Here is a 15,533-nt window from a genome sequence, read left to right as displayed (position 1 = left end):
TTGTGCGCCGCCAGGGACTCGAACCCCGAACCCGCTGATTAAGAGTCAGCTGCTCTGCCAATTGAGCTAGCGGCGCTTGTTGTTCTGTTGTTTTGCTTGCGAACGACGAGAAGACTAGCAGGGTCTTTGGGGAGATGCGAAATCGGTTAGGGGGTGAGGATGGTCATGGCGGCGTTGTGGCCGCCGAGGCCGGAGACGGCGCCGCCGCGGTGGGCGCCGGAGCCGCAGCGGAGGAGGTTGGGGGTGTCGGTTTCGGTGCCCCAGCGGTTGGGGGTGGCGGGGGTGGGGGACCAGGGCCAGTGCAGGTCGCCGTGGAAGATGTGGCCGCCGGGCATGCCGATGGCGTGTTCGATGTCCTGGGGGGTCTTGGACTCGATGCAGAGGTTGCCGTCGGCGTCGCGGGCGATGCAGTCGGTGAGGGGTTCGGCGAGGTAGGAGTCGAGGCCGGCGAGGACGCGGCGGGTGGCTTCGGCGCGGGCGGATTCGTTGTCGGCGGCAAACAAGCGGGCGGGGAAGTGGACGCCGAAGACGGTCAGGGTGTGGTGGCCGGAGGCGATCAGCTCGGGGGAGAGGATCGAGGGGTCGGTGAGGGAGTGGCAGTAGACCTCGGACGGCGGGACGGCGGGGAGGTCGCCGGCGGCGGCGGTGCGGTAGGCCGTCTCGAGCTGGCTGTAGTCCTCGTCGATGTGGAAGGTGCCGGCGAAGGCGCGGGCGGGGTCGTCGCCGGAGCGTAGGGCCGGCAGCCGGGAGAGGAGCAGGTTCACCTTGAGCTGGGAGCCCTCCGGCTTCGCAGTGACCGCCCGGCCGCGCAGTACGTCGAGCGTCGCCGGAGCGACGTTGGAGAGCACCCACGAGCAGTCGACGGATCGCTCTCCGTCGCCACCGAGCCAGGTGACCGAGCCGCGGACGCCGTCCACCTCGATGCTGGTCACTGCGGCATTGGTGACGAGCGCGGCGCCCGCTCGGCGCGCAGCTGCGGCCAGGGCGTCGGTGACGGCGCCCATGCCGCCGACGGGTACTCGCCACTCGCCGGTGCCGTTGCCGATCAGGTGGTAGAGGAAACAGCGGTTCTGGATGAGGGACTCGTCGTGCAGGCCGGCGAACGTGCCGATGACGGCATCCGTCGCTACGACGCCACGGACGGTGTCGTCGCTGAAACGCCGCTCGATGGACTCACCGAGGGGGCGCTCGAACAACTCGTCCCACAGGGCAGAGTCCACGCGGGAGCGCAGGCTGTCAGCAGATGGCAGCGGTTCGAGCAGAGTGGGTGCGATGACTGCGGCCAGCTCCCCGACGGCGCCGTAGAACTGCGTCCAGGCGTCGTACTCCCTGTCGCTGCCGGTGAGGCGGGCGAAGGACTCGCGCGTCGCCGCGCCCTCGGGCCGGTCGACCATGAGGCCGAGGTCGCGACCGGAACGGCGTACGGGCGTGTACGACGCCACGCTGCGCGACCGGAGCTCCAGGGACAGGCCCAGGTCCGACACGATCTTGTCGGGCAGCAGGCTGACCAGATACGAGTACCGGGAGAGGCGGGCGTCGACGCCGCGGAACACCTGCTGGCTGACCGCTGCGCCGCCGGTGTGCGGCTGCTGCTCCAGCACGAGCGTGGACAGGCCCGCCTGGGCCAGATAGGTGGCGGCGACGAGGCCGTTGTGCCCGCCACCGACGATCACGACGTCGTAGAAGTCCATTGTTCAGACCGGCCAATCGAGCTGGTGGTACGCGGCGTCCCAGAACATCCATTCGTAGCGGCACGTCGTTGCGAAGTGCTGGTGACAGCGTTCCCGCTCTGCGGCCCCGACGTCCAGCCCATCTGTGACAGCCAGCACCGATTCCACGACGGCGTCGAACTCCTCCGAGCCGTAGGTATCGATCCACTGCCGGTAGACGGGGTCAGGTGACGAGCGCTTCAGCAGGTCGCGGCCGACGTCGCGGTAAATCCAGTAGCAGGGCAGTACGGCGGCCACGGCCTCGGCGTACGTGCCGGTCGCGCAGACCGCGGTCAGATACGACATGTACGCCGTAGTGGTCGGCTTGGACCCGGCGGCGTCGACATCGGCCGTGGTGAGCCCCAGCTCACCCAGCAGCGTGCTGTGCAGCTCCCGCTCGACCGCAATGGCGTTGGCGGCGTGCAGAGCGAACATGCTGACGGCGTCCTCGTCGGTGGCGCGGGCCGAGACCAGACTGAGCGCCCGCGAGTACGCGCGCAGATAGTGACTGTCCTGCACGATGAAGTAACGGAACGCAGCGTGGTCCAGCGTCCCGTCGGTCAGCCCGGTGATGAACGGATGTCGCACGATCTCGCCGTACACAGCAGCCCCACCGCGGTCCCACAGCTCACCGGAGAACGTCATACCGACGACCCTATCGGCCGTCCTGCTTCTTGCTGAGGGAATCCTGGTAAACCTCTGCGTAGGTGGGGGTGTCCTGCAGCAGGCCGTCGACGAAGGCGGCCACATCGGCGCCGGTGATCTCCAGGACGCCCTTGCCGGCCGCGACGCCCTCCTCGAAGAAGTCCACCAGGTCGGTGAGCAGCGTTCCGTCGATCAGGTCGACCGGACCGACCTTGAAGACGTAGCGCTGAATCTCCTGGTAGACGATCTGGTAGTCCGGCGGGAGCGCCTTGACCCGCGCGACGTGCGCCCGCCACTGCTTCTTGCCGTCGATGATGTCCCGGATGCCCATGTCAGCCTCCCAGCTTGCTGAGCTTCTTGGCGACGTTGGCGTTCAGCTGCGCGCGCCACTTGTCGCGGAAGTTGCGGGCGCCCGCGCCGCCGGCCAGCGCCGCGCTGAAGCCCACGATGTCGTCGCCGACGACCTGGTAGATGGTCTGGCCGTCGGCCGCCGACTCCTCGAGCAGCCCCAGCGCGCTGTCGAAGATCGGCATCAGGTTGCGCCCGGTGAAGCTGCCGTACGACGTCAGCGCGGTGGTGATCTCGCCCCAGGCCGCTCGGTAGTCGTTCGGCAGGACCGCGGCCCGGGCCTCGAACGCCTTCCACTCCCGGGTCAGGTCGTTACCGGTGATGGTGTCCCAGAACGTCATCTCCCGCCCTCCTTCAACTTGTCGATCCGTGCCGTCATGAACTCCCACTTCGCCCAGAACGTCGCGAGCTCGGCCCGGCCGGCGTCGTTGAGGGTGTAGAACTTGCGCGGCGGGCCCTGCTCGGACGGCCGCTTCGTCACCTCGACGAGCGCGTTCTTCTCCAGCCGGAGCAGGATCGTGTAGACCGTGCCCTCGACGACATCGGTGAAGCCGAGCTCGTTCAGCCGGCGGGTGACGGCGTACCCGTAGGTCGCCTCGGCGCCGATGATCTCCAGCACGCAGCCTTCGAGCGTGCCTTTCAGCATCTCGGTCAGGCCGTCCATCCCGGACCCCCTCTGGTACTCGGTGTCACTCAGTACCAGTACAAAGTATCACCGAGTACCGGGGCTGCCAAGTTCCCGCGGGCCGTTTACCCTGACGCCATGACCATCCAGGACGAACGCCGCCAAGCACCGCCGGACTCCCCGCTGCTGCGACGGATTCGCGCTTCGGTGATCGGCGACGACCAGGTGATGCCCGGTCCGTACGGGCCGCGCCGGGTGACGTACGCCGACTACACGGCGTCCGGGCGGGCGCTGACGTTCCTGGAGGACTTCATCCGGGAGGAGGTCCTGCCGCGGTACGCGAACACGCATACCGAGTCCAGCGGGACGGGCCTGCAGACGACCCGGCTGCGTGAGGACGCGCGGCGCATCATCCACCAGAGCGTGGGCGGTGACGACGAGACCGCAGTCATCTTCTGCGGCTCCGGTGCGACCGGTGCGATCGACAAACTGATCGGTTGCCTCGGTCTGCGCATTCCGGCCCAGCTGGACGACGAACACCACCTGACCGACCAGATCCCGCCGGAGCAGCGGCCGGTCGTCTTCATCGGCCCGTACGAGCACCACTCGAACGAGCTGCCCTGGCGCGAGTCCATCGCCGACGTGGTGATGATCAGCCAGGACGCCGACGGCCACATCGACATCCCGCAGCTCGAGGAGCGCCTGGTCGAGTACGCCGATCGCCCGCTCAAGATCGGCTCGTTCTCCGCGGCGAGCAACGTCACCGGCATCGTCAGCAACACGCACCGGGTGTCCGCGCTGCTGCACCGCCACGGCGCCCTCTCCTTCTGGGACTTCGCCGCCGCCGCGCCGTACATCGAGATCGACATGTACGGCGGCCGCGACGCGGACCCGTTGTCGTACAAGGACGCGATCTTCCTCAGCCCGCACAAGCTGATCGGCGGCCCGGGCACCCCGGGTGTGCTGGTGGCCCGCCGGGAGCTGCTGACCAACCGGGTGCCCGACGTCCCGGGCGGCGGCACCGTCGCGTACGTGAACCCGACCGAGCACCGCTACCTGGAGGACCCGGTGCACCGCGAGGAGGGCGGGACGCCGGACATCATCGGGTCGATCCGGGCCGGTCTGGCGTTCCAGCTCAAGCAGGCGGTCGGGATCGACGTGATCCGCGCCCACGAGGACGCCTACCTCCAGCGGGCGGTCGAGGCCTGGCGGGACGAGCCGAATATCCAGATCCTCGGCAACGTGGACGCCGAGCGGTTGTCGATCGTCTCGTTCGTGGTGAAGGCGCCGTCCGGCCGGTACCTGCACCACAACTTCGTGGTCGCGCTACTGAACGACCTGTTCGGCATCCAGTCCCGCGGCGGGTGTTCGTGCGCCGGCCCGTACGGGCACGCGCTGCTCGGGATCGACCTGGAGCGCTCCAACGAGTTCGCCGAGGAGATCCTGCACGGCTGCGAGGGCATCAAACCCGGCTGGGTCCGCGTCAACTTCAACTACTTCATCTCGGACGCCGTCTTCGAGTACGTCGTCGCCGCGGTCAAGCTGGTCGCCCAGGACGGCTGGCGCCTGCTCGCCGACTACCGCTTCGACCCGGCCACCGGCCTGTGGCGCCATCACCGCGGCGCCGTCGAGCCCCCGCTGCGCCTGTCCCAGGTCGGCTACGACTCCGACGGCAAGCTCCGCTACCCCCGCCACGACTCCACCGCTCCCGAGTCGGTCCTGGCGGAGTACCTGGCCGAGGCCCGCGAGCTCCTCTCGACCAGCCAGGAGCCGGCCGACCTCGAAGCCACCGTCAACGCCGACTTCGACCACCTGCGCTGGTTCGACCTCCCGTCCCGCTGCCTCAGCTGACAGCAGAACGGCGCCGGCCTCCCCAGGCCGGCGCCGTTCCCAGCGGGGCTCACCGCTTGGGCGTTCCCTCCCCGCGCGGTGGCGCCGGGAACTTCCACTCCTTGCTGTCGGCCAGCCGGGTGAGCTGCGCCACGGTCAGGATCGGGAGCGGCCGGGTGGCCTTCGAGCCCTTCTCGGCGACGGCGTTGTAGGTGGTCATCGAGATCTGCTTGCCGTCCTTCCGGGTGATCTCGACGAAGCTTGTGAGGACTCCGTCCACGTTCCGGCCGTCCGGGTACTCGGGCGCGGGGTGCTGTGCCCGGATCGTCGAACCGTCCGGCCGGAAGCTGCAGCCCGGTACGTCCTTGCAACTGGGCGGCCCGTGATGGCCGAGCATGACCAGCACCTGCGATCCGCCCTTCCCGTCGTCGACGACGTACGCCGCGCCCAGGAAGCCCTCGCCGGCGCTGCCCCAGGTTTCCGGAGCCGACAGCGTTCCCTTGCCCTTGAGCAGCACCCGCAGCGTGTTCAGCGTCGGATCCTTGGGCGCCACCGGCGGCTTGACACCCGAATCCGGCGGGTCGGTGATCGAAACGATCGGCGCCGGCGGCGTCGCCTTGGCCGGCGTACCGGGCGCGGGGCTACTTGCGATCGCACCGGCCGGCTGCGAGCTGCTCGGGCGCCCCACCACGTGGATCGCGCCGGCGACGACCCCTACGCTGGCGGCCACCGCCACGACCCCGGACGCCGAGGCGAGCGCCGTCCGCCGGCGTCGTAACCGCAGACCCTGCCGAAGCGACCGCTCGACCAGGTCGGCGGACTCCGGCTCGAGGCCGTCGGTTGCCCGGTGCATCAAATCCGGGAGGTTGTTCACGAAGATCTCCTTCACAGAGCAGTCAGATGGACGGCGTCGTCACCCAGGACCACGCGGAGCCGCTCCAGCGCACGCTGGGTCCGGGTGGTGATCAGGCTGGGCTTCTTCCCCAGATCGAGCGCGACCTGCTGCACGCTGCGATCTTCGAAGTACCGCAGCACCAGCACCGCCCGATCCAGGGGCGCGAGTTCCTTCAAGGCCCCGATCAACGCCATCCGCAGCTCCACGTCGCCGGCCGCCACGATCTGTTCGGGCAGCACCTCCGTCGGCCGCTCACCCCAGCTCCGGCGTCTTCGCTGGGACACGAACGTCCGCGCCAGCGCCGTCCGGGCGTAGGCCTCCGGATGTTCGACCCGGCCCCAGACCTTCACCATGCTCGCCAGCGTCTCCTGCACCAGGTCCTCGGCGTGATGCCGGTCCCCGGTCAGCAGCCAGGCCATCCGGAACAAACCGCCGACCCGAGCTCGCGCGAACTCCTCGAACTCCGCGATCCCCTTCATCCACCCTCCGTCCAGTAGCCCACACCCCGTAGACGCACCCACCGCCGCCCCTTGTCACACCCACCCACGAAACCACCCCCGAGGACCACACCTGGCAGGATGGCCCCGTGAATGGAAGCTCCTGGTTCGCCTACGCGGTAGTAGTCACGACCACGTTCGTCGTCGGCCTGCTGGCCTTCACCATCTGGGTCCTCTCGCTCGTCTTCTGAGCGAGTGCGCGCCTGACCAGGGGGCCAGTCCTTCGGGCACTGGGGTCTGCCTTAGGGACCGACCCTAGGGCGCGTGACCGAGCGGTCACCGATCGTGGACGGCAGCAGTGTCACCCGCGTGAGGGAGGAACGATGGCTCATCGTGTTCCGGTCTGTGTGCTGTCCGCCGACTCGATCTCGCGATCGGGGGTGGAGAGCCAGTTGCGGTTCCAGCCCGAGATCCGGATCGTCGAGGACGACCGGCTGGACGACAGCGTCGTCGCCGTGGTCGCGGCCGAGTCACCGGACGCCGCGATGCTCAGTTCGCTGGCCGATCTGCGGCGCCGTGGCGTGGACAAGATCATCCTGGTGGTGGCCACGCTCAACGACGCCGATCTGATCGCGGTCATCGAGGCTGGGGTGTCCGCCCTGATCCGCCGCTCCGAGGTGACGCCGGTACGGCTGGCCGACCTCGTCCAGCGGGCCTCGGTCGGCGAGGCGGAGCTGCCGGCCGACCTGCTGACCCGATTGTTCCGACAGGTCTCGCACATGCAGAACGACGTCCTGACGCCTCGCGGCCTGCGGCTGGCCGGGTTGTCGCCGCGCGAGGCGGCCGTTCTCAAATTGGTTGCCGAGGGCTACGACACCGACGAGATCGCCGCCCGGCTGAGCTATTCACCGCGGACGGTCAAGAACGTCCTGCACGGGGTCACGACCCGGTTCCAGTTGCGCAACCGATCGCACGCGGTCGCCTATGCCTTGCGCGAAGGCCTGATCTGATCAGAACAACTGCCCGGAGAAGGAGACCGACGGCGTGCACCGGTCCGCGCCGGCGCCCGGCGCGGTGCAGTTCACCGACACGACGACAGGTTGGTTCTCAGCCGCGAACAGGGGTTCGAGGTAGTGGTAGTCCAGGTCCCGGAAGTTGGCCAGCCCGGTCTCCAGTACGACGTCCTTACCGATCGAGATCCGCAAGATGCCGCTGTCACCGCGAGGGTTCTGCAGGACCAGGTCGGCGATCCGGATCCGCTTCTTCGGCGGGGCCCGATAGCTGAAGTCCTGGAAGGCGCCGTTCGTGACCAGCTTGGCCTGGGTCGCCACCCGGAAGCTCAGCGGTACCGGACCGGTCGCGCTCGGCTTCGCCCCCGGCTTGACGGTGCCGGCCGGCTTCGACGGGGTCGGCGCCGGCGTCGGTCCACTCGGTGCCGGTGTCGTTCCGATCCCCGCCGCCTGCTCAGCCATCGTCGCGGCCGCGGTCGCCTTGTCCGCGGCGCCACTCGCCTGCATGGCCGCGTTTTCCGCCTTGGCGACTTGTTGCTCGGTCCGCTCTGTCGCCACCGATTGGACGGCGGGCTTCAGCAGGGCGAACCAGGCGGCGACCAGGGCAACCACGAGAACGGCCGCGGCCGCGGCGGCGGGCAGCAGCCACTTCGGTAGCAGTTGTTCCTGCTGGACGACGCCGCCGGTCGGGATCGGATCGAGCCCCTCGGGCGCCGTCACGACCTCGAACGGCAGCAGCTTCGGCTCCCCGCGCCAGAAGCGGCGCTGCGGACTCGCCCGCAGCTTCAGAACGGTCGCCGTACCAGGGATCGTGGTGACCGAGTCCTGCTCGGTCTCCAGCACCAGCTCGTCGTCGGCATCACGCAGGCTGATGCCGACCTCGAGCGGACTGTTGCCGAGGTTGTCCACCGCGAGCCGGAACTTGGCGCGCCGCCGCGCCCGGCGTTTGGCCGGGACGAGCTCGGCGACGATCTCGGTGAACGCGGCGACCTCGAGCGTGCCTTCTTCGACCACCGACGTCCCAGGGTCCTCCCGGGACTCGGCCTTGACGCCGAACGAGTGCCGGCCCGCGATCAGTTCGGGCGAGCGCGGTGGCGTGAAGGTGACGGTGACCGTGCCACTGGTCGCAGGCATCAGGTTGAGCGTGGCCGGTTCGATCGTCGCCCAGTCCTGCAGGGCGCCCACCAGACTGATCGCGAACTGGTCGACCAGGGGGCCGGTGTTGGTCACGATGACCTCGCACCCACCGGTCTCTCCCGGATCGAGCGGGACGGAATCCCTCGACAAGGACATCGTGGCTGCCATGTCCCCAGATTGGGTCTGTCGTCGCCACTCAGGCAGCCTCAACGGGTCAGCCCGGCGCGAGGAACTTCCTGCCCGATCGAGCATCCCGCCGGGCCTCTTCGCCAGGACGATCGGGCAGTGGACGCCGGGGCCGGCTGGCTACGATCTAGGCGCAGCGGAGGGGAGCGCCGTGACGCGAAGAAGAGATCTCTCGGTCGGTCTGGCCTTGGTCGGTGCGCTGCTGGCAGCCGCCGGTTCGAGTGCGGCCGTCAGCCCGTACGCCGTTGCCGTCTCACCGGGCGCGACCGAGGTCATCTCGGTCGGCGACGACGTGATCGGCACCGCGAGCGCCCCGGCCATCTCGGCCGACGGTCGGCAGGTCGCGTTCGAATCACCGGCCGCGCTGGATCCGGTCGTCGTACCGAGCGCGGACCCGGCAACCAACATCTACGTCCGGGATCGGCGCTCACCGGGGCGAACGATCCTGATCAGCCGCGGTCTGCGTCAGTCCTCGCTCGGCACGGCGCGCGGATTCTCCGCTGCGGCCCGCCCGGCGGTCTCCCCGGAAGAGGGTGGTAACGCGGACAGTCTGCGGCCGGCCATCTCGGCCGACGGCCGGTACGTGGCCTTCGAGAGCTGGGCGAACAACCTGTACGACGGCTATTACCAGGGAGTCCGCGTCGTCCTGTGCGACCGCGATCCCGACGGCGACGGGATCTTCGACGAGCAGCGACCGGACGGCTCGATGGACTTCCGCTATCTGCTCGTCGGCCTGCCGCCGAACGATGACGGACCGGTCGGGGGCACCGCGCCGAGCCTCTCCGCGGATGGCGGCGTCATCGCCTGGTTGGAGCAGGTTCCCGGCGCCGTTCGCCGCCAAGTCGTGGTCGCGCAGTTGACCAAGGATGCGGCCGGGCGAGTGACAGCTCCGTCGCCGGACTCGTTTCTGCGACCGGTGCCCGCAGACGTGTCGCAGAACGGCCCACAGGTCTCGGCCGACGGCCGCCAAGTGGTCTTCGCGACCGGCGACTGTTCGGCGGTTTGTCTCCCCGGTACGGCTACGGTCCAGGTGTTCGAGGTGGCCGCGCGTCGGTCCGTCCGTGTCGACGTCCTGCCGGACGGCGGGTATTCCGGGCAGGCCAGTAGGCCGTCGATCTCTGGTTCGGGACAGCTGATCGCCTACGAGCATCGGTCCGGTGCCGCCGGTCCGGTGACCGCGGTGGTCGTCGCTCGGAACCCCAGCGGTCCGTCGGCATCGATTGCCTCCCGCGATGTCGACGGCCGAGCGCAGGAGGGACGGACGCCGGCGTTGTCGGCCGACGGCCGCTATCTGAGCTTCCAGAGCTCAGCGGACGGCATGCACAACGGCGCGCCGGGGAGTGGCCGGCAGGCGATCGTCCTGCGCGACCTGACTCTCGATGCGGCGCGGGAGGGATCCGGTCTGCCGCGATTGCCGGGTGAGCTCGGCTCGCCGTCCGCGGACTGCGTCGACGAGGGTGGGACGCCGTGTCCTGCGGCCGGATCCAGTAGCGCGCCACGGTTGGCCGCTGACGGATCGGTGGTCGCCTTCTCCTCGGCCGGCGACGATCTGCTGCCGGACCGCTGCTGCGCGGGGGCTGTGTTCGCGCGCGTTCTGCAACCTCGGATCGAGGTGGCGACCACCGACTTCGGCCCGGCAGAGCTCGGCACCACGTTGTCCCGCGTGGTCGTCGTCCGGCACCTGGGCTTCGGACCTCTGCTGGTGAGCGGACTGAGTTTGTCCGGCCCGGATTTCCGGTTGTCCGGCGTGCAGAACTGCAGTGGTGCGACCCTCAATCCGACCGAGACCTGCAGTGTCGAGGTGCTCTTCGAGCCGACCGCCTCGGGCCGTCGCGAGGCGGTCCTCGCCGTCCGCCGGTCCGACGGCGCCACCGCCGATCTGCCGTTGGTTGCTCAAGGCATCGAGGTGCCGGTGGATCCGCCAGGGCCGCGGCCAGGTGGGCAGCTGGTGGTGACGCCCCCGACGCTGGACTTCGGCGGATCCGGTCCGGCGCTGGTCGGCCTCGGTTCGCGAGTGGTTCAGATTCGCAACCCGGCCGAGGTGCCGATTCCGATAACCGCCGTCGGCGTGCTGACCGGACCGCAGTTCACGATCGGCGACTTCACCGTCGGCAAGAACAGCTGCGCCGGCCGCACCCTGCTGCCGGGATCTTCCTGCACGATCGAAGTCGGTTCGACTCCGCAGAACAGCGGGCAGCGCAACGGCGTACTGGCGGTGACGGCTGGGGATCCCACCTACAGCAGGCTCGTCGGGCTGCGGAGCCGGGCGCTGCCGCCGACCCTGCAGGTGAATCCCGGCGTTGTCCGGATGAATCGGGTCACCACGATCACCGGGCAGAACTTCCCGCCGGCCAAGGCCGTCACGCTCACCCTGACCACTCCGGGAACGAAGCTGACGGCGAAGGTCGTGACCACGACGGACGGTCGGCTCTCCGCTCCGCTGCTGGTGTTCCCGCAGGCCAGTGCCGGGACGTGGCCGGTCGTCGCAGCGGTCGACGGGACGCCGATCCGCGCGCAGGCGCCGGTCCTCGTCGTACCGGGGAGCTTTCAGCCGCCGGGTTTCACGTCCCGGCGGTGAATCGCACTTCGTGGACGACGTGGGCCGGTTTCGCGGCGTCGACTGCGGCGTCCACTGCCGACAGGCTCACTTGACTGCCGGTGACGGTGACCGTCACCGTCGGGGTGGGCTGCTCGTCGACCTCGTCGATCGGCTCGGCCGACCATGAGGTCCCGCCGGTGTCGAGGATCTCGACGGCGCCGCCGGTCACCAGTTCGAGGTGCCGGCGCAGCCCTTCCACCGTGCCGCGATCGCGATGCAGGGCGACCGCGCGGGTGATGGCGGCCCGCTGCTGCTCGACGGGCCAGGTCTCGTCCAGCTCGATGCCGACCCAGGTTGCGAGCCAGCCGAGGTAGTCGGGCGGGGCCAGCGCCGGGTCGACGTAGGCCGGCAGACAGTCGAGCGCGCTGATCGCCGGCGCCAGGACGTCGTCGATCGCGGCTGTGAACCGCATCAGCAGCGGGTCCTCCTGGAGCACCGCGGGCAGCAAAGAGCCCAGCGGACGGGCGGTTCCCAGCCCGATCGCCATTCCTCGCACAGTTGTCCTCCTGCCGGTTCAGCCGATGCCGAACAGTTCGACCTCGGTCAGCGCGAGGCTCGTGGCGCCCTCGGCCGGGTAGACGTTGACGACGCTGATCGTGAGTTTGCCGACGCCGACCGCGTTGCGGAGTACGACCTCCTGCGGGCCGGGGACATCCTTGAGCTGCACCAGATCGGACCTCTCGTTGGAGTACTTGAACTCCAGTACCGAAGGCCGCATCGAGCCGGCGAAGTTCGTCGTGTCCCCGGTCGAGATGACCGCCTTGCGGAGGGCAACCGGGTGGTCCAGCTGGACGGTCAGGCTCGGCGGCTTCTGTTCGTTCCAGCCGCTCATCCAGGAGGTGTTCCGGAAGGTGTCGAACGCCGCCTTGGGCGGGTGATCGGCCGGGCTCTTCGGACCCTGGACCGAGACCGGCCGGATCGGGGTCAACGCGGTGTCGGCGACACCGCGAACCTTCTGCTTGACGTTGCCGACCTGCTGGGTCACCAGCGTGCGCAGCGGCGGATAGAAGCCGGCCAGGAGACCGAACGCGAGGATCAGGACGCCGACGCCGGCGCGGATGCGGCGTAGCGTCGACCGGAACACCTGCTTCTTCTTGTTCTCCCCCGGCCGGGCCGGCCGGCTGCCGGCGGCGAGGACCCGCGGCTTGCGGCGCAGCCGACGCCGGAGACGGCGCCACCAACCGACCTTCGCGACCTCGGCCTCGGCCAGCGAATGACCGCACCGACGGCAGAACTTGCGCGTCGAGGCGTTGCCTTCTCCGCAATCGCCGCAGATCAGTTCGCCGGGACGCGGCGGGGTGGTCGGTGCTCGCCGGACCGGGACCGGTCGCGCCTGCACCGCCTGCGGAACGACTTCCGCCGGCTGGTCCTTCGCCTGGTCGTCGATCGGCGCGATCAGCTTCGCGGCCGGGCTGGGCGGCGGCGGGGGCGGAGGCGGAGGTGGTGGAGGTGGGGGAGGCGGCGGCGGTGGGGGAGGCGGGGCGGCGCCGACGGCCGGGGGACTGGCCGGCGGCGCAGGCGCCTCGCTACCAGGAGGGGCGGGGAGCTGCATCGGCGGTCCGCCGGCGAGCTCGGAGGCCGCGCGCGAGATGCGGGTCAGCAACCCGGCCTTCGGCGGCAGCGGTTCCGGGTCTGCCACCCGGGCGACCGGCGCCTCCGGGACGACCCGCTGGGCATTCCACTCCAGGAACTCGCCGCACGAGCCGCAGAAGGTGTCGCGCTCGGCGTTGCGATGTCCACACTCACCACAGATCAGCATCAGTGGTCCTCCACCTTGACCAGATGCTCGAACGAGTAGACCAGGCTGTTTCGTTCGAGATCGACTCGGGTTTGCTCGGCGCCGCGTTCGCCGGTGACCGGATTGGCGCTGAACAACCGAATGTCCTCGACCACCTCGACACCCTGGACGGACTGCAGCACGGCGTAGACGTCGCCGGCCCGGACCGACCGTCCGAACTCCCATCCCGCGCCGTCGAATCCACCGCCGGGCAGCGGATTGAGAAAGCGGTACAGCTCCTCGAGCGCGTCGGTCCGGACCCGATCGCGGTCGACCCGCGGTCTGGCGACCAGCCGGGTCACCACCGTGACCCCGCGATACCGCGGCGGTTCCACCGACACCCGCGTCCCGATCAGCCGGACCTGCTCCAGCCGGCCCGCGAGCTTGTCGAGCAACGGCCTCGGGGGGACGAGATCCGCGAAGGCGATCAACCCGCCGGGCTGTGCCGCCGCGGGGACCACCAGAACCTTCACGGCGGCCGAGTCGGGGCCCGCGGTGATACAGCGGACCCGCGCGGCCTCGGGCACGGCCTCGCGGGCCAGCGCCTCGTAGTCCTCCGCGGTGACCGCCCGGCCCCGGGTCCGCAGCAGGATCGGCGCCCGGTCACGCGCCTCGGCCAAGCTTTCGCCGTCGGTCCCGCCTTGCGCGGCCACCAGGTTCTGCACGGCGGACACGAACGGGACCGAAGACTTCAGGCTCCCGATCGCTCCGCGCGGCACGTTGCCGCGGACGCCGCCCCCGGTGGCGTAACCGCGGATCCGCACGGTCGCGTCCTTGGCCGGTACGGCGCCGTGCTGACGCAGGCTGCCGTCGGCCAACCTGATCGCGGGCCCGAAGGACACCTCACCCGGTACGGCGTCCAGCCGGAAGTGCCGGTCGTCGGGGCCACTCGCGGCGAAGTCGTCGACCGCGGCCCATTCGTCCCAGCCCGCGTCCGAGCTCAGTTCGATCACCGGACTGCCCAAGCCGGCCAGCACGGGCGCCGACCGCACGGCGAACACCTGACCGGGAACCCCGACGGATGCTCCGAGGATCTCGTCGACGATCAGCTCGGCCTGGACCGACTCCATCGTGCCGCCCACACTGCAGGCGGCCAGCTGCCGGATCTGCGGGGCGGCCGTGTAACCGGCCTGATCGTTGTCGGTAGCAACAATACGGGCCCGGAGCCATCCGGCGGGCCGGCCGCCGATGACACTGGGCTGATGTCCGGCCGGCAGGTGCAGAACCAGCGAGCCGGACCGGTTGAGCCCGCCGGTCTCGTCCTGTTCGAGCTCGCACTGTGTCCAGGACGACCCGGTCCAGGCCTCCCAGATCAGCGGCGGACGGTCCGGATCGATCCCCAGGCCCTCCGTTTGCCCGTCGTACTCGAGCCGGACGGCGACCGATGGCACAGCGACGTCCAGCCCGATCAGGAGCTCGTCACCGGGCTGCGGAACGGTCGTGAAAGCCGGCGCCGCCGTCGTACCGAGGTCGTGTTCGACCGGATCTGGGGCGTCCTCGCTCCGCGTCAGCACGCAGCTCACCGAGCACGGCGGAATGGTCAGGTCGCCGGTCGAGGCGAAAATGATCGAGGGCTCGGACTCGGTGCGGACCGTACCGGTTTCGGTGCCCTGGGCAATGATCAGGACCGAGGCGGCCGGGGCCGACAGCCAGAACGTCACCGGTACGGTCGCCGGGGTCGGCGGCACGAGCCGGAGGCCGATCAGATCGAGGAACTTCAGCTGCAGCCGGTCGGGGACCTGATTGAGCCGCCGGTACAAACCTTCGATCAGCCCGGCGGAGGCCTCGATCAGGGTCATACCGACGTCGGCCGGGCTGTCGTCGGTCCATTCCGGCGCGGACCGGCGGACCAGGGCGACCGAGTCGGCGACGAGGTCGTCGTACCGGCGGTCGTCCAGGTTCGGCGCAGGTAGGGCCATCAGTCCACCGCCGCGGAACCGGCCGGATACCGATCGGTGGTGAAGTCCACCGCGAGCTCCCGGACCGCGGAGCTTTCCAGCGGCCGGTAGCGGATCACGAGGTGCAGCAGCCCGTCGAGGGACTCGTCCGGGACCACCTCGACCCGGTGTACCTGAACGCGCGGTTCGCACGCCGTGATCGCCCGCTCCACCTCGTTCGCGATCTGGACGACGGTGGCCGGGGTCGGAGCCTCGAACAGGAAGTCCCGCAACCGGCTGCCGAACTGCGGCCGCATCACCCGTTCGCCCGGATAGGTGAGCAGTACCAGCTTGATGCACTGCTCCAGCTTCTCGACCCCCCGCGCGAGACCGAACCGCCCGGTCGTCGCGCAGTCGAGGGGAAACCGGAGCCCGGCGACAGCCTGCGTCATCATCAA

At 69.8% G+C, this 15,533-nt stretch carries 15 protein-coding genes and 1 tRNA gene; 3 read left to right on the top strand and 13 right to left on the bottom strand.

Features of this window, described 5'->3' with window-relative positions; genetic code table 11:
• Window positions 1-3 precede the first annotated feature (3 nt).
• The 6 genes from ACZ6ZD_RS21395 to ACZ6ZD_RS21370 all read right to left on the bottom strand — a co-directional run bounded on the left by ACZ6ZD_RS21395 (window position 4) and on the right by ACZ6ZD_RS21370 (window position 3,366).
• Window positions 4-76, bottom strand: a tRNA-Lys gene (locus tag ACZ6ZD_RS21395).
• Between the two features lie 70 nt (window positions 77-146).
• Window positions 147-1,691 carry a phytoene desaturase family protein gene (locus tag ACZ6ZD_RS21390; RefSeq protein WP_465674679.1) on the bottom strand — a complete coding sequence of 515 codons (1,545 nt, stop codon included), beginning with the start codon at window positions 1,689-1,691 and terminating at the stop codon, window positions 147-149.
• Window positions 1,692-1,694: 3 nt separating this feature from the next.
• Entirely contained in the window at window positions 1,695-2,354 is a 660-nt protein-coding gene (gene tenA, locus ACZ6ZD_RS21385) for a thiaminase II (protein WP_465674677.1), read from the bottom strand.
• A gap of 10 nt (window positions 2,355-2,364) precedes the next feature.
• Window positions 2,365-2,685, bottom strand: coding sequence for a DUF1048 domain-containing protein (locus ACZ6ZD_RS21380; protein ID WP_465674675.1), 321 nt, complete (start codon window positions 2,683-2,685; stop codon window positions 2,365-2,367).
• A 1-nt stretch (window position 2,686) separates the two neighbouring features.
• Window positions 2,687-3,043 carry a DUF1048 domain-containing protein gene (locus tag ACZ6ZD_RS21375; protein WP_465674674.1) on the bottom strand — a complete coding sequence of 119 codons (357 nt, stop codon included), beginning with the start codon at window positions 3,041-3,043 and terminating at the stop codon, window positions 2,687-2,689.
• The gene (locus tag ACZ6ZD_RS21370) at window positions 3,040-3,366 is read right to left on the bottom strand and encodes a PadR family transcriptional regulator (RefSeq protein ID WP_465674671.1); all 327 of its coding nucleotides are present in this window, start codon (window positions 3,364-3,366) and stop codon (window positions 3,040-3,042) included. The genes ACZ6ZD_RS21375 and ACZ6ZD_RS21370 overlap by 4 nt, the downstream gene beginning before the upstream one ends.
• A gap of 99 nt (window positions 3,367-3,465) precedes the next feature.
• On the opposite strand from ACZ6ZD_RS21370, the gene ACZ6ZD_RS21365 reads away from it, so the two are divergent.
• A complete protein-coding gene (locus tag ACZ6ZD_RS21365; protein ID WP_465674669.1) occupies window positions 3,466-5,178 on the top strand; it encodes an aminotransferase class V-fold PLP-dependent enzyme in 1,713 nt (570 codons plus the stop codon).
• Between the two features lie 49 nt (window positions 5,179-5,227).
• On the opposite strand, the gene ACZ6ZD_RS21360 is transcribed toward ACZ6ZD_RS21365, so the two are convergent.
• Window positions 5,228-6,031 (bottom strand): hypothetical protein, encoded by an 804-nt coding sequence (locus ACZ6ZD_RS21360; RefSeq protein WP_465674667.1) that lies wholly within the window; start codon window positions 6,029-6,031, stop codon window positions 5,228-5,230.
• 11 nt (window positions 6,032-6,042) lie between these two features.
• Window positions 6,043-6,531: a SigE family RNA polymerase sigma factor gene (locus ACZ6ZD_RS21355; protein ID WP_465674665.1), complete on the bottom strand. Its 489-nt coding sequence runs from the start codon at window positions 6,529-6,531 to the stop codon at window positions 6,043-6,045.
• Window positions 6,532-6,872: 341 nt separating this feature from the next.
• On the opposite strand from ACZ6ZD_RS21355, the gene ACZ6ZD_RS21350 reads away from it, so the two are divergent.
• Window positions 6,873-7,499 carry a helix-turn-helix transcriptional regulator gene (locus ACZ6ZD_RS21350; protein ID WP_465674663.1) on the top strand — a complete coding sequence of 209 codons (627 nt, stop codon included), beginning with the start codon at window positions 6,873-6,875 and terminating at the stop codon, window positions 7,497-7,499.
• Here the strand turns inward: ACZ6ZD_RS21350 and ACZ6ZD_RS21345 are convergent, their stop codons facing one another.
• A complete protein-coding gene (locus ACZ6ZD_RS21345; RefSeq protein WP_465674661.1) occupies window positions 7,500-8,804 on the bottom strand; it encodes a COG1470 family protein in 1,305 nt (434 codons plus the stop codon).
• 169 nt (window positions 8,805-8,973) lie between these two features.
• On the opposite strand from ACZ6ZD_RS21345, the gene ACZ6ZD_RS21340 reads away from it, so the two are divergent.
• On the top strand, window positions 8,974-11,400 hold the full coding sequence (locus ACZ6ZD_RS21340) for a choice-of-anchor D domain-containing protein (RefSeq protein WP_465674659.1): 2,427 nt from the start codon (window positions 8,974-8,976) through the stop codon (window positions 11,398-11,400).
• Here the strand turns inward: ACZ6ZD_RS21340 and ACZ6ZD_RS21335 are convergent.
• From ACZ6ZD_RS21335 to ACZ6ZD_RS21320, 4 genes are read right to left on the bottom strand one after another with little or no spacing between them, the layout of a single operon-like run.
• The gene (locus ACZ6ZD_RS21335; protein WP_465674657.1) at window positions 11,384-11,908 is read right to left on the bottom strand and encodes a phage tail protein I; all 525 of its coding nucleotides are present in this window, start codon (window positions 11,906-11,908) and stop codon (window positions 11,384-11,386) included. The two genes, ACZ6ZD_RS21340 and ACZ6ZD_RS21335, sit on opposite strands and share 17 nt — an antisense overlap.
• 27 nt (window positions 11,909-11,935) lie before the next feature.
• Complete coding sequence (locus ACZ6ZD_RS21330) at window positions 11,936-13,180, bottom strand: NADase-type glycan-binding domain-containing protein (RefSeq protein ID WP_465674655.1); 1,245 nt, start codon at window positions 13,178-13,180, stop codon at window positions 11,936-11,938.
• Window positions 13,180-15,117 carry a putative baseplate assembly protein gene (locus tag ACZ6ZD_RS21325; RefSeq protein WP_465674653.1) on the bottom strand — a complete coding sequence of 646 codons (1,938 nt, stop codon included), beginning with the start codon at window positions 15,115-15,117 and terminating at the stop codon, window positions 13,180-13,182. The genes ACZ6ZD_RS21330 and ACZ6ZD_RS21325 overlap by 1 nt, the downstream gene beginning before the upstream one ends.
• Window positions 15,117-15,530, bottom strand: coding sequence for a GPW/gp25 family protein (locus ACZ6ZD_RS21320; RefSeq protein WP_465674651.1), 414 nt, complete (start codon window positions 15,528-15,530; stop codon window positions 15,117-15,119). Before ACZ6ZD_RS21320 ends, ACZ6ZD_RS21325 begins: the two co-directional genes overlap by 1 nt.
• Between the last annotated feature and the right edge of the window lie 3 nt (window positions 15,531-15,533).

It is taken from the genome of Kribbella sp. NPDC104218 (assembly GCF_055584105.1).
Note: the sequence above shows the minus strand (reverse complement) of the source record. Positions and strands in the feature narration are given on the sequence as shown.

Bases quoted from the DNA above. Each gene is read 5' to 3' on its own strand.
- ACZ6ZD_RS21390 (WP_465674679.1), bottom strand. From the start codon at position 1,691: ATGGACTTCTACGACGTCGTGATCGTCGGTGGCGGGCACAACGGCCTC.
- tenA (WP_465674677.1), bottom strand. From the start codon at position 2,354: ATGACGTTCTCCGGTGAGCTGTGGGACCGCGGTGGGGCTGCTGTGTAC.
- ACZ6ZD_RS21380 (WP_465674675.1), bottom strand. From the start codon at position 2,685: ATGGGCATCCGGGACATCATCGACGGCAAGAAGCAGTGGCGGGCGCAC.
- ACZ6ZD_RS21375 (WP_465674674.1), bottom strand. From the start codon at position 3,043: ATGACGTTCTGGGACACCATCACCGGTAACGACCTGACCCGGGAGTGG.
- ACZ6ZD_RS21370 (WP_465674671.1), bottom strand. From the start codon at position 3,366: ATGGACGGCCTGACCGAGATGCTGAAAGGCACGCTCGAAGGCTGCGTG.
- ACZ6ZD_RS21365 (WP_465674669.1), top strand. From the start codon at position 3,466: ATGACCATCCAGGACGAACGCCGCCAAGCACCGCCGGACTCCCCGCTG.
- ACZ6ZD_RS21355 (WP_465674665.1), bottom strand. From the start codon at position 6,531: ATGAAGGGGATCGCGGAGTTCGAGGAGTTCGCGCGAGCTCGGGTCGGC.
- ACZ6ZD_RS21350 (WP_465674663.1), top strand. From the start codon at position 6,873: ATGGCTCATCGTGTTCCGGTCTGTGTGCTGTCCGCCGACTCGATCTCG.
- ACZ6ZD_RS21345 (WP_465674661.1), bottom strand. From the start codon at position 8,804: ATGGCAGCCACGATGTCCTTGTCGAGGGATTCCGTCCCGCTCGATCCG.
- ACZ6ZD_RS21335 (WP_465674657.1), bottom strand. From the start codon at position 11,908: ATGGCGATCGGGCTGGGAACCGCCCGTCCGCTGGGCTCTTTGCTGCCC.
- ACZ6ZD_RS21330 (WP_465674655.1), bottom strand. From the start codon at position 13,180: ATGCTGATCTGTGGTGAGTGTGGACATCGCAACGCCGAGCGCGACACC.
- ACZ6ZD_RS21325 (WP_465674653.1), bottom strand. From the start codon at position 15,117: ATGGCCCTACCTGCGCCGAACCTGGACGACCGCCGGTACGACGACCTC.
- ACZ6ZD_RS21320 (WP_465674651.1), bottom strand. From the start codon at position 15,530: ATGATGACGCAGGCTGTCGCCGGGCTCCGGTTTCCCCTCGACTGCGCG.